Annotated in this window: 15 protein-coding genes; 10 read left to right on the top strand and 5 right to left on the bottom strand. The window is 41.0% G+C overall.

What is annotated here, in order from left to right; translation table 11 throughout:
* Positions 1 to 12 precede the first annotated feature (12 nt).
* The 5 genes from ACRQ5D_RS25810 (at position 13) to ACRQ5D_RS25790 (ending at position 4,045) form a co-directional block, all read left to right on the top strand.
* Positions 13 to 537 (top strand): DinB family protein, encoded by a 525-nt coding sequence (locus ACRQ5D_RS25810; RefSeq protein ID WP_091163691.1) that lies wholly within the window; start codon positions 13 to 15, stop codon positions 535 to 537.
* Positions 538 to 655: 118 nt separating this feature from the next.
* Positions 656 to 988: a YnfA family protein gene (locus ACRQ5D_RS25805; protein WP_176844389.1), complete on the top strand. Its 333-nt coding sequence runs from the start codon at positions 656 to 658 to the stop codon at positions 986 to 988.
* Between the two features lie 221 nt (positions 989 to 1,209).
* On the top strand, positions 1,210 to 1,920 hold the full coding sequence (locus ACRQ5D_RS25800) for a tetratricopeptide repeat protein (RefSeq protein WP_091163695.1): 711 nt from the start codon (positions 1,210 to 1,212) through the stop codon (positions 1,918 to 1,920).
* Between the two features lie 60 nt (positions 1,921 to 1,980).
* Entirely contained in the window at positions 1,981 to 3,303 is a 1,323-nt protein-coding gene (locus ACRQ5D_RS25795) for an MFS transporter (RefSeq protein ID WP_091163697.1), read from the top strand.
* A gap of 13 nt (positions 3,304 to 3,316) precedes the next feature.
* Positions 3,317 to 4,045, top strand: a complete 729-nt coding sequence (locus ACRQ5D_RS25790) for a (Fe-S)-binding protein (protein ID WP_091163699.1) — start codon at positions 3,317 to 3,319, stop codon at positions 4,043 to 4,045.
* A 237-nt stretch (positions 4,046 to 4,282) separates the two neighbouring features.
* Here the strand turns inward: ACRQ5D_RS25790 and ACRQ5D_RS25785 are convergent, their stop codons facing one another.
* Positions 4,283 to 4,630 (bottom strand): hypothetical protein, encoded by a 348-nt coding sequence (locus ACRQ5D_RS25785; RefSeq protein WP_432327048.1) that lies wholly within the window; start codon positions 4,628 to 4,630, stop codon positions 4,283 to 4,285.
* Complete coding sequence (locus ACRQ5D_RS25780; protein WP_432327046.1) at positions 4,549 to 4,890, bottom strand: hypothetical protein; 342 nt, start codon at positions 4,888 to 4,890, stop codon at positions 4,549 to 4,551. Before ACRQ5D_RS25780 ends, ACRQ5D_RS25785 begins: the two co-directional genes overlap by 82 nt.
* Before the next feature lie 502 nt (positions 4,891 to 5,392).
* Between ACRQ5D_RS25780 and mtaB the strand changes: the two genes are divergently transcribed.
* Genes mtaB through ACRQ5D_RS25755 form a run of 5 tightly spaced genes read left to right on the top strand, consistent with a single transcriptional unit; the run spans position 5,393 to position 9,149 of the window.
* Positions 5,393 to 6,712, top strand: coding sequence for a tRNA (N(6)-L-threonylcarbamoyladenosine(37)-C(2))-methylthiotransferase MtaB (mtaB, locus tag ACRQ5D_RS25775; protein WP_091163703.1), 1,320 nt, complete (start codon positions 5,393 to 5,395; stop codon positions 6,710 to 6,712).
* Positions 6,713 to 6,740: 28 nt separating this feature from the next.
* On the top strand, positions 6,741 to 7,910 hold the full coding sequence (locus ACRQ5D_RS25770) for a prolipoprotein diacylglyceryl transferase (protein WP_091163706.1): 1,170 nt from the start codon (positions 6,741 to 6,743) through the stop codon (positions 7,908 to 7,910).
* A complete protein-coding gene (locus tag ACRQ5D_RS25765) occupies positions 7,903 to 8,391 on the top strand; it encodes a GtrA family protein (protein ID WP_091163709.1) in 489 nt (162 codons plus the stop codon). Before ACRQ5D_RS25770 ends, ACRQ5D_RS25765 begins: the two co-directional genes overlap by 8 nt.
* Positions 8,357 to 8,773: an inositol monophosphatase family protein gene (locus tag ACRQ5D_RS25760; RefSeq protein WP_432327043.1), complete on the top strand. Its 417-nt coding sequence runs from the start codon at positions 8,357 to 8,359 to the stop codon at positions 8,771 to 8,773. The genes ACRQ5D_RS25765 and ACRQ5D_RS25760 overlap by 35 nt, the downstream gene beginning before the upstream one ends.
* Positions 8,721 to 9,149, top strand: a complete 429-nt coding sequence (locus ACRQ5D_RS25755; protein ID WP_432327041.1) for an inositol monophosphatase family protein — start codon at positions 8,721 to 8,723, stop codon at positions 9,147 to 9,149. Before ACRQ5D_RS25760 ends, ACRQ5D_RS25755 begins: the two co-directional genes overlap by 53 nt.
* Positions 9,150 to 9,162: 13 nt before the next feature.
* Here the strand turns inward: ACRQ5D_RS25755 and ACRQ5D_RS25750 are convergent, their stop codons facing one another.
* The 3 genes from ACRQ5D_RS25750 to purB all read right to left on the bottom strand — a co-directional run bounded on the left by ACRQ5D_RS25750 (position 9,163) and on the right by purB (position 12,342).
* The gene (locus ACRQ5D_RS25750; RefSeq protein WP_091163714.1) at positions 9,163 to 10,092 is read right to left on the bottom strand and encodes a hypothetical protein; all 930 of its coding nucleotides are present in this window, start codon (positions 10,090 to 10,092) and stop codon (positions 9,163 to 9,165) included.
* Between the two features lie 240 nt (positions 10,093 to 10,332).
* Positions 10,333 to 10,884, bottom strand: coding sequence for a NifU family protein (locus tag ACRQ5D_RS25745; protein WP_090525267.1), 552 nt, complete (start codon positions 10,882 to 10,884; stop codon positions 10,333 to 10,335).
* A 114-nt stretch (positions 10,885 to 10,998) separates the two neighbouring features.
* The gene (gene purB / locus ACRQ5D_RS25740) at positions 10,999 to 12,342 is read right to left on the bottom strand and encodes an adenylosuccinate lyase (protein WP_091163717.1); all 1,344 of its coding nucleotides are present in this window, start codon (positions 12,340 to 12,342) and stop codon (positions 10,999 to 11,001) included.
* Positions 12,343 to 12,541: the final 199 nt, after the last annotated feature.

Genomic DNA, 12,541 nt, shown 5'->3' with positions numbered 1-12,541 from the left:
AACATCAAAGCAATGGAAACTAACACAAATCAGCAATCAACAGAAACCGCAGCAGCATCTGTTTATACACCCGATCAACTTTTACAAAGCTGGCTTGGCCAGCGCCGGGTAACCCGCAGGGTTATAGACGCTTTTCCGGAGGATGCCTTATTTAATTATTCGATAGGTGGTATGCGCCCCTTTGCCGATATGGTTAAAGAGTTTATTAGTATGGGCGGGCCTTGTGTAAGAGGCGTTGTAACAGATAACTGGACACCAATTGCAGGTTTGGATCACCATACAGGTAAAATAGCAGCAACTACAAAGGCAGAACTGCTGCAACTTTGGGATGAGGCCACTGAAGAGATTGAAACCTATTGGCCGCAGATTACGCCCGAGCGTTTCCAGGAAACAGTACTGGCATTTGGCCAATATGAAGGATTGGTCAATTATATTTTACAGTACGTTATTGATAACGAGATCCATCACCGCGGCCAGGGCTATGTTTACCTTCGCACTTTGGGTATTGAACCACCCGCGTTTTATGACAGGAGCTAAGCCCGTTTTATAAAAAATAATCAAGGCTTCCCGAAAGGGAGGCCTTTTTTATGATTGTCCCGGGCCAATGTTTGCGTTTTTATATCTTTAGCGAAGTGGTTCCTTTCAAATTTTAATAATGGCAATTATTCGTTCATTTGCCCTTTTTTTGCTGGCCGGTTTATTTGAGATAGGCGGCGGCTATTTGGTTTGGCTTTGGTTAAAAGAAGGTAAACCGCTTTGGTTTGGTATAGCGGGCGGGGTGATCCTGGCGCTTTATGGTATCGTAGCAACGTGGCAAACCGCCAATTTCGGCAGGGTGTATGCGGCTTATGGCGGTATTTTTATTGTACTGGCATTGATCTGGGCCTGGAAGGTGGATGGATTTAAGCCCGACCGTTATGATATTATCGGCGCTTTGATTGCATTGACAGGTGCTTGTATCATTGTTTATGCACCGCGCGGGCATTAAATCGGCCGTTAGCTGCCCATGGGTAAGATAACGACCTTTTTTATTTTTTGAGGTAAAGTCTTTTAACTTATTTACTGATATTAGCAGCAACAAATCTAAGCCCATCATGAATAGCAGAAATTTCATTATTGCTGTATTTTTTGTTTTAAGTACAATAAAGGCATTTTGTCAGGCCCCCGTCCGGAGAATTTTTAAACGGCCTGAAACAAATCAATACAGATATGCCGGCCGCCAAACTGAATTTCCTGGCTGCGGTAGCAAAATACCCTGCGTTTCACGGCTCGTATCATTTTTTGGGAGTTATCTATTTAAATGATCATAAGCCCGATTCAGCCATCTGGTATTTAAAAAAAGCAGTTGAATTAAATACCAGAAATGTTAACCATACCGCAGAGTACAGCTATTCGCGCTTAATCGCAGCTTATATCAGTAAACAGGACTATGAAAATGCTTTTGCCTCCGCTTGGGACGCTTATAAACTATTCCCTAATTCGCAGGAACTGCAGTCAGGTTTAAAGGATGCCTGTCTTTGGGCATATTACACTAAAAATAATGAATTTGATCCTCAATATTCGTCTATTGACCCACGCGATGAATACGTTGTAAATAACGTGGATGAAGAGTATTTGATTGTAAGAAACTTGCGGGTAAATGATCGTAACTTACAGGTAGCAGGGCAAAGCCTTGCCAACAAAAAAGGATCGGCCTATGACGTTTTAACCTGTTCGGTAGAAGGTACTAATAATACGAGGAAAATTGATTTTAAAATAAACTGGGATATGGGTAAGTATTTCGGTGGTATAAATGGGCCAACTGCCGAAGTATCCGGCAACAAGCAAAAATCGATACCTGAAAGGGCAGGGGCTATGCTGGTTGCCGATAACAAAACAGATTTACCCGCGGCTATTAAAAAGATGCTTGGCGAAAGATAGGTGTTGTATTTAATTGGTGTTTTTTGCAGTTTCTAAAATTTGCATACATTTAGTGAGCAAATGGAAAATAAAAACAACAAAAAAACCATACGCGCCTGGGCTTTCTTTGATTGGGCCAACTCGGCGTATAACCTTGTCATCACTTCAACAATTTTTCCTGCATACTATGTAGCTATAACTACCAATCATGCCAATGGCGATAGGGTTAACTTTTTCGGGAAAAGCTTTGTAAATACTGCACTTTCCGATTATGCCTTATCTGCCGCCTACCTGGTAATGGTGTTGCTGCTACCCATATTATCGTCCATTGCCGATTATAAAGGCAATAAAAAGATCTTCATGCTGTTTTTTACGCTGCTGGGTTCGGCGGCTTGTTGCGCTTTGTTCAACTTTGATAAAGACCACCTGGAGATGGGTATCATTTGCTTTGCGCTGGCGGCTATCGGTTATAGCGGCGGTTTTGTGTTTTATAACTCATACCTGCCCGAAATTGCCACAGTTGATATGCAGGATAAGGTGAGCGCCAAAGGTTTTACTTATGGTTATATCGGCAGTGTGTTGTTGCAGCTTATCTGCTTTTTGTTTGTATTAAAGGGCGAATGGTTTGGCATAGTCGATAAAACCTTTGCTCCGCGCTTATCATTTTTGCTGGTAGGTTTATGGTGGATAGGCTTTGCCATGATCCCGTTTAGTGTATTACCTAAGGGCAGCCCCAACGCAGTAAGTCATAGCCATAATATCATAAAAGGTGGTTTTATTGAGCTGGGCCATGTTTGGAAAAAGGTTAAGGGGATGCCACTGCTAAAAAGGTTTTTGCCCTCGTTCTTTTTCTATTCCATGGGGGTACAAACCATTATGCTGGTGGCAACCGGTTTTGCTGCCAAAGAGCTTAAAATGGAAACTCCGCAGCTCATCACTATCATTTTAATTATTCAATTGGTTGCTATTTTGGGTGCTACGCTTATGTCGCGCCTGTCGGGTAAATACGGTAACGTAAGGGTTTTAATTAGTGTGGTGATCCTGTGGATCGCGGTTTGTATAGCTGCTTACTTTACCTATACACAAACACAGTTTTACATCATAGCAGTGGTGGTTGGTTTGGTGATGGGCGGTATCCAGTCCATGTCGCGCTCAACGTATTCAAAATATCTGCCCGAAAATATCCCCGATACGGCATCTTTCTTCAGTTTTTATGATGTTACCGAAAAACTGGCCATAGTAGGCGGGGTATTTAGCTTTGGTTTTTTTGAAGAAATAACCGGTAGTCCGCGAAATTCGGTTTTGGTATTGGGTGTATTTTTCATTGTTGGCTTAGTTTTGTTGTTTTCTTTGCTGAGGGCTGAACGAAACGTCAATAAAAATTTGGATTTTAGCGCCCGTTAACTAATTTGTGCCGATGAAGGTTGAATTGTTTATACCGTGTTTCATAGATCAGTTGTTTCCGGCAACTGCTTTTAATACTGTAAAATTGTTGGAGAAAGCAGGCTGCAAGGTTAGTTATAACCCGGCACAAACCTGCTGCGGTCAGCCGGCTTTTAATGCTGGTTTTTGGGATGATGCCAAAGAGGTGGGAAGCAAGTTTTTAAGCGATTTTTCGGAAGACAGTGTTATTGTTTCGCCTTCGGCCTCATGCACCGGAATGGTGAAGAATTACTATAACGATCTGTTTACCAATACGGCTGTTCACAATAAATGCAGGGCTGTTCAAGGGAATATCTACGAGCTATCAGACTTTTTGGTGAATATCCTGGAGTTTGATTATTTCGGCGCCGAACTTGATGGCAAGGCCGTTTATCATGATAGCTGTGCCGGTCTGCGCGAGTGCAAAATAAAGGATGAGCCGCGCCAACTGCTCTCTAAAGTACTCGGCCTCGAATTGTTAGACCTCAAGGATGGCGAGACCTGCTGCGGTTTCGGCGGTACATTTGCCGTTAAGTTTGATGGCATTTCAACCGCCATGGCGCAGCAAAAAGTAAATAACGCCCTTGATGCCGGTGCCGAGTACATTATCTCAACAGATACTTCATGCTTAATGCATATGCAGGGGTATATTGATAAAAATAATTTACCTATTCAAACCCTGCACATTGCCGATGTTTTGGCTTTGGGCTGGGGGAATGTGTAGTTAGGTTTTTTATCAATCGTATTTAGACATCGTTTAAAATTGACGAATATCGTTTACAGATAGATAATGCTTCATTGCCGTTGGTTTTAACCAACGGGATAATGAGTAGCGATAAGAGGGCTTCAGCCCAAATCCGCTAATACAATTGGGCTAAAGCCAAGACTTCTTAGCTTTTTTACCGTCGGTTAAAACCAACGGCAATAAATATTTTTTGATAGTGTCCCAAAAGATACTATTTTACTTCTGCTCAATATCTAGGATAGATCCTTCTCTCGCCATCTCTACAAGAAATGGTTTGGCAATACCTTGCTGGGCGTTATCATAGGCGGTATCACCCTTTGCCGCGATATCATCAAGGCCCTCTTCACGGTCCGATTCATATTTGTTTAAGGCCAGGTAAACAGAATCGCCGGAAACCTTATTTACCCTGTAAAGGGTATAGTGTTCGTTTTTAAGTTTGATATGAAATATATCGTTCTTTTGTGGCGATAAAACCCATTGGTTTACTTTTTTGCTTTCTGCTTTTCGCTGATATAAAAAAATATCGAACCGATAACGATAAGGAAACAGCCTGCAAATGTCCACACAGGTATTGTAGTTTGAGATTTTATATTATCATAGCTTAATTTAAGCGAGGCGGACATTTCCTTAAGCTTCAAAACCTGCCTGCAATTTAGGCATTGGGATACGCCTGTTTTACCTATCGGGAAAAACGGGATCCAGAAAATATGTGCCCAGCGTTGAAATACATTCATTTGTATACTGTTGCCGGTATTGCAGTTTGGGCAGGTGTCGCTTGTTATTTCAGCTTTTAATAGTTTCGCTTTGATGCCGTATATGATCATGGTATGGGTGGTTTAGGGTTTACGTTTATCCGCACTGAAAATAGGCAAATTACCAGGATTATGAAAATACCGAGCTTATAAAGAGGCTCTTGTTTATAGAAAAACTAAAGCAACGATGGTGGCACTGTTTTGTTAGTGGGTATTGGCAAGACGCTATGCAGGTTCAAAAAACTCAAAAAAACGCTAAAAAAGGCCGAAAATAGAAGTACGTTCTTAAGCGATGAGATTATATTCCTTAAAGTTTTAGTAGTTGATAATCAAATATTTATTGGTGTTTCAGGTAAAATATTAAAGCTTTGATTATCAATATGTTTTATAAAAATCATGTTTTGCGTTTCACTCTCAAAAAATGGAACATTTTAAAAACGCGGCGAAAGCCAAACCAATTTTATTTGGGGAATGGCGATTTTGGGACACCCATAATTTTACAATTACTTTTTACCTTGAAGTGAAATTGCTGAAATAGGCATTTCTTTAAAAAACATTATCTTTGCCGATTAAAATGAACAAGAAAGTCGCTTTTTACACTTTAGGCTGCAAGCTGAATTATTCAGAGACCTCATCCATTGGTCGGCTATTTAACCAGGCCGGTTATGATACGGTAAATTTTACCGAAACACCGGATGTTTTTGTGATCAATACCTGCTCGGTAACTGACAATGCCGATAAAAAGTGTAAGAAGATTGTTAAAGAGGCGCTTAAAATTTCACCTAATGCCTACGTAACCATAGTAGGATGCTACGCGCAGCTAAAACCGCAGGAAATTGCCGAAATCCCCGGCGTAGATATGGTACTTGGCGCTGCCGAAAAATTTCAGATTGTTGACCACATTACCGACCTAACTAAAAGACCCAAGGCATTGGTGCTTAATCAGCCCGTGTCTGAAGCTAATGAGTTTGTACCCGCATATTCTTTTGGCGACCGTACCCGCACTTTTCTGAAAGTGCAGGATGGCTGCGATTACTCCTGTACGTTTTGTACCATTCCACTGGCCCGCGGCGCAAGCAGGAGTGATACCATTGAAAATGTTGTAGCGCAGGCAAAGCAAATAGCTGAGTCGGGCGTAAAAGAAATTGTGCTTACCGGTGTAAACCTTGGCGATTTCGGGATCCGGAACGGTAAACGCGAAGACAAGTTTTTTGATTTGGTTAAGGCCCTTGATGAGGTAGAAGGTATCGACCGTTTCAGGATCTCATCTATAGAACCTAACCTGCTTACCGACGAGATCATCGCTTTTGTGGCTGCTTCAAAACGTTTCGTACCGCATTTTCATATCCCGCTGCAATCAGGTTCGGATAAGATTTTGGGGTTGATGCGCCGCCGGTACAAGCGCGACCTCTATGTTAACCGTGTTGCCAAAATAAAAGAGCTGATGCCCGATTGCTGCATTGGCGTGGATGTTATTGTTGGTTTCCCCGGCGAAACAAGGGAGGATTTTATCGATACCTATAACTTCCTCAACGAACTTAATATATCGTACCTGCACGTATTTACTTATTCGGAAAGGGAAAATACTTTGGCCGCTCAGATGACGGGCGCGGTACCCGGCTCGGCACGTGGCGAGAGGAGTAAAATGCTACATATCCTGTCGGATAAAAAGCGCCGTGCTTTTTATGAAAGCCAACTCGGTAAAAACCAGGAAGTTTTGTTTGAGGGTGATATCAAAGATAGCTTTATGCACGGTTTTACCCGTAACTATGTGAAAGTACGTACCAAGTATGATCCTGTACTGGTTAACGAATTGAAAACGGTAAATCTAACAAATATTTCACCTGATGGTGATGTTGAAATAACAGAAGGCGAAGAAATATTTGTGCATTAAATTCTATATTCGCCTTAAAATATAACCTATGTTTCCAACGCTTACATCGTTACTGAAATACCTTTTTGGTTTTAATCTTCCTTTGCCTATACAAACCTTCGGCTTTTTTGTGGCGATAGCTTTTGTTGGCGCTTACTGGGCATTTGGCCAGGAGTTTAAACGTAAAGAAGCGTTGGGCGTAATCCATACTTTTAAAAAACGGGTTACCATTGGGTTGCCGGCTTCAAATGCCGAGCTTGCGGGAAATGGTGTTTTTGGCTTCATATTAGGCTATAAAATTGTGGACAGTATTCTCAATTACCAGGCTCTCATTGATAGTCCGCAGGATTTTCTGATATCCTTAAGAGGCAACTGGATAGGCGGTATACTCGGTGCAGCAGCGTTTGCTTACTGGGCTTGGTATGAAGCACAAAAACAAAAGCTCGACAAGGCGATAACTAAAGATGTTGATGTGCACCCCAATGAATTGATGGGCAGTATATTATTGTGGGCAGCAGTGTTTGGCTTTGCGGGCGCTAAGCTGTTCAACGCATTAGAAAACTGGGGCGACTTTATGAAAGACCCGGTTGGCATGCTTATAGGTTTTAGCGGGTTAACATTTTATGGTGGTTTGATCTGTGGTGGTGCAGCTGTATTGTATGTTGCTAACAAAAATGGTATTAAACCTTTGAATATGCTTGATATTGGTGGCCCTGGTGTGATGTTGGCTTACGCGTTGGGCCGCATTGGCTGCCAAATGAGCGGCGACGGCGATTGGGGTATAGTTAACCTGGCACCTAAACCACACTGGTTAAGCTGGGCTCCCAATTGGATGTGGAGCTTTAAGTTTCCGCACAACGTAAATGACGAAGGTGTGCAGATGGTTGACTGCGTAGGGAAATTTTGCCATGAGTTACCGTACCCGGTTTATCCAACCTCGTTTTATGAGTCTGTAATTTGTTTATTACTGTTCTTTGTTTTATGGAAAATAAGGCACAATTTTAAAGCTCCCGGCGTTTTGTTTGGTGTATATATGATATTAGCCGGCGTTGAGCGTTTCATTATCGAACTCATCAGGGTTAATACCAAATATGTTGTTGCAGGTGTTTCATTCACCCAGGCCGAGATGATTTCGGTGATTATGATTTTAGGTGGTATTACACTTATTGTAACAGGATTAAACAAAGAAAAGAAAGCACCGGGCACAACAAATGGCTGATAACAAATCAAAAGGCAAATTAATTAATAACCAGGTATTCAGATTTGTACTTTCGGCCGGGGCTGGTTTTTTGGTAGATGTTTCAGCATTTTATCTTTTTTACCATAACCTGCTCACTCAACATACTTATCATATTTTCGGGCTTACAGTTCGTAACTATACGGTTTCGTTGGCATTATCATTTTTTATGGGGGTATTGGTTAATTTTTTAATCACCCGCTATATGGTATTCAACGAATCAAAATCGGCACCGCGCAAGCAGTTTTTCCGTTTTGTGACAGTAGCTATCATCGGTTTCTTTGCCAATCTATCGGTTGTAAAAATACTCATCCAGGCTTGCAGCTTTAACCCAACAGTAGCGCGGATTTCAGCAGCGCTGAGCTTGTTCTTCGCGAGCTTTTTTATCCATAAAGTTTTTTCATTTAGCCTATCATTAAAACGTAACCATGCAAACAGCGAACATCATACACCAGGTAATTGAAGTTTCAAAACAGGCAGGTGACTTCATCAGGCAGGAGCGTAAAGCATTTGACCCGGATAGGATAGAATATAAAGGCCTTAACGATATGGTTTCCTACGTTGATAAAACCGCCGAAGAAGCTATTGTAAAGGGCCTGAGCAAAATTTTGCCTGAAGCCGGTTTCATTACCGAAGAAAAAACAACCACTAAAATAGGCGAACGCTACAACTGGATCATCGATCCGCTGGATGGTACTACCAATTTTATTCATGGTTTACCCGCTTTTTCAGTAAGTATTGCTTTGAAAGAATACGATGAACTGATAGCCGGTGTGATATATGAAATAAACCTTGACGAGATGCTTTTACGCCTGGAAAGATGCTCCCGCATACCTGAACGGTAAAGAGATCAGCGTAAGCAATAACAGCACAGTCGGTACCAGCTTACTGGCAACAGGGTTCCCATATTACGATTTTACCAAGCAGGCAGCCTATATCGAATTATTTACCGAACTGATGCGCAGCAGTCATGGCTTGCGTCGTTTAGGTTCTGCAGCCGTTGACTTGGCTTACACCGCTTGTGGTCGTTTTGATGCTTTTTACGAGTATAACCTTAATGCCTGGGATGTTGCCGCCGGTATTGTAATTGTAAAACAAGCCGGGGGCGAAGTAGTGAACTTTAAAGGCGGCTCGGAAGTGCTGGATACCCGTGAATTATTGGCTACCAATGGGAAGATCACGGGGGAGATGCTGGAGGCGATACAGAAGTATTTCAGGTAATACTTTTACACCTTTATTCCTTAGCATATCCCAAAAGCAATCCTTTATAAAGTTGCAATTGCCTCTTAAGCGCATCTTGCTGATCTTTTGGTAATATTATTTGATCGTGGCCTTTGTTACCGTTAAAACGAACAATGACCTTATCTGCTGTTACAAGTTTTAATAATATTAAGATTTTGTCGTCGTAAATCGTCTCCTCGCTGTATTCGTTTATCCAATGCTGTAAAGAGTCTGTTGCAAAATCGGGTTTGTACCGGAGACGTTTACCATTTATAACAAATGTCAAACTTTGTAATCCTAAAGGTTTTTTATTTATATGTTGACAACCAAAATAAATGTTGCAGCCTGTTATGTCATAACAATTTATATAGGCGTATAAACCGGTGACTGGCTTACCGACTATTGAATTTTTATCTCTGAAATACGTTGCCTGAACCGCAGACTCTCTTGTGATATTGCTTGAATCTTTAATTAACTTTTTAAAGAGTTTCTTATCCACATTGATTGCGGCTAATTTTTTGAGACTCGCTTGCGCTGTTTCTGACAGTTCAACAGGCTGGGGTTGTGTGTTTAACATTGAGGTGTCAATAGCTATGCTACCACTATAAGTAGTCTTCTGCTCCGATCCAATGATTTTAGCTATGACTATTACCACCATGATGGCGACCGAAGCTATCAGAGCGATACTACATCCAAGATTTGTATTTTGCTTATCGGTAGGAAAATCATCTGACTGGAGTGTTTCATTGGCATCACCATTTTCCACGTTTTCCAGTTGGTGTTGTACTCCTTCCGTTGTAACTTCTGTAGACGATATTGTATGATCTGTCTGCGGTTTTGAGTGATAAATTGTTCCGCAATAGTCGCATTTAATTGTTTGATTTGCGCTTGCAGTTAATATTGCACCGCAATTCTTACAATTTAGTAATTCATTAACTTCCATAGTTTAGAAAGTTGGAGTAAATAAAGTATCATCAACTGAAATTAGAATGTGGAGGTTTGAAATATCAATCAAATTTGGCATTGTGATAAAGTTTAACGATTGGGTGGCTAAAATAGAAACTTATAGACAGATAACCTCATTTAATTATAAACAGGATTAGGGGTAAAAAATCAAAAGCCTCTCATTTTCATGAAAGGCTTTTGGGTAAATGATGGGGCTCGAACCCCAAAATCTTTATTATTATAATGCTTCAGAAACCACTTCAGTAACTTCCGGTACCATACGTTTAAGCAAGTTTTCGATACCGGCTTTAAGGGTTACGGTTGATGACGGGCAGCCGCTGCATGAACCGCGAAGTTCAACAGTTACTACGCCTTCGTTAAATGAGCGGTAAGAGATAGCGCCGCCGTCCTGCTCAACAGCCGGGCGAACGTAATCATGCAGGATCTGCTGAATTTTAACTTCGGTCTCTGTACCTTCAAAATTTCCGGCTTCTGCTTCTTCCTCCAACTGGATCTTCAATTCAGATTCGATAGCACCTTTAACAAACTCTTTCATTATCGGTTCAACATCTGCCCATTCGCTGCCTTCAGTTTTGGTAATAGTCACAAAATTACTGGCAAAGAAAACGCCATTTACAAACGAAAACTTATATAGTTCTTTTGCAAAAGGTGAATGTTCGGCACTTTCCTTGGTAGGGAAGTCAACACTGCCGTTAATAAGCAGTTTGTTAACTATGAATTTCATAGTTGCCGGGTTAGGCGTTAATTCGGTATATACGTTGATGTTCATCGTTTCGTGTTTTAAAATCTTAATTAACAAATTTAGTTACCTTTTTCATTAAAAGCTACCACTTACTTTGTTATGACATGCGGATGATTTTTTTGCACACAGGCAAATATCCAATCAAATGCCAGTATAATTCAACGGCGTTATCTTTTTAATCTCGTCCTTAATAGCATCACTTACATTTAACGTATCAACAAACTCTGCTATTGTGTTAGCATTGATCTGCTGATTGGTACGGGTAAGGTCTTTCAGGGCTTCGTAAGGATTAGGATAAGCTTCGCGCCTTAATATGGTTTGAATAGCTTCTGCAACAACCGGCCAGTTAGCTTCCAAATCGGCATTGATGGCGTCGGTGTTTAATAACAGTTTGTTTAATCCCCTAACGGTTGATTTAATGGCTATCAATGTATGTGCAAAAGGCACACCGATATTCCTAAATACGGTAGAGTCAGTAAGGTCGCGCTGTAATCTTGATATTGGTAATTTAGCCGCAAGGTGTTCAAATAAAGCATTCGCGATACCCAGGTTGCCTTCCGAGTTTTCAAAGTCGATAGGGTTAACCTTATGCGGCATGGCCGATGAGCCCACTTCGCCGGCTTTGATTTTTTGCTTGAAATAGTTCATGGATATGTAAGTCCACATATCGCGGTCAAGATCGATCAGGATATTGTTTACGCGTTTCAAAGCATCGCATTGAGCCGCAAAATTATCGTAATGCTCAATCTGGGTAGTAAACTGCGAGCGCTTTAACCCTAAGGTGTTATTTACGAAATTATTGCCGAATGCTTTCCAGTCGATAGCAGGGTAGGCGATATTATGCGCGTTAAAGTTACCGGTAGCGCCGCCAAACTTAGCTGAGTTTGGAATAGGTTTAAGCAGTTCAAGCTGCGCTTCCAAACGCTCAACAAAAACCAGGATCTCTTTACCCAAACGGGTTGGCGAAGCCGGCTGACCATGGGTATGCGCTAACAGAGGAATATTTTCCCAATCGGCAGCGAAGGTTTTCAGGATACTAACCAGATCATTAATAGCAGGGTAGTAGCTGTTATTTAATGCCAGTTTAAAAGTGTACGGGATGGCAGTGTTATTGATATCCTGTGAGGTAAGGCCAAAGTGAATAAACTCTTTGTATGGTTCCAGACCTAATTTATCAAACTCCTTTTTAATGAAATATTCAACCGCTTTTACATCGTGATTTGTCGTTTTTTCAATCACTTTGATACTCTCAGCGTCATCTTCCGAAAAAATCCTGTAAATGTCGCGTAACTTTTCTGATAGATTTTTATCAAATGACTGTAACTGAGGTAGTGGATATTCGGCAAGTGCTATGAAATATTCTATTTCAACAAATACCCGGTACTTGATAAGGGCATATTCTGAAAAGTATGCGGCAAGTTCGGCGGTGGTGTTTCTATAACGGCCATCAATAGGCGAGATCGCTGAAAGTGAAGTAAGCGTCATATATTAAAAAGAGAGTGGGTGATAATTTTTTGCAAAGGTAATCATTTTTGAGGTGCCAATAGCAGATTAAAAGCTTCGCAATTAAACCACAGAATAATAAGCATTAATTAAATGGATTTTAAAAATGAACAGGTATTTGTAATAAGAAAGTAAAAATGAATGGAAACTTTTTATTCAAAAAATGTTTCCTTAGTTTTGA

Origin of the sequence: Mucilaginibacter sp. P25 (assembly GCF_050859465.1) — a bacterium.
In the GTDB taxonomy this organism is placed as follows: Bacteria; Bacteroidota; Bacteroidia; order Sphingobacteriales; family Sphingobacteriaceae; genus Mucilaginibacter; species Mucilaginibacter gossypii.
This window is presented reverse-complemented; position numbering and strand designations above follow the sequence as displayed.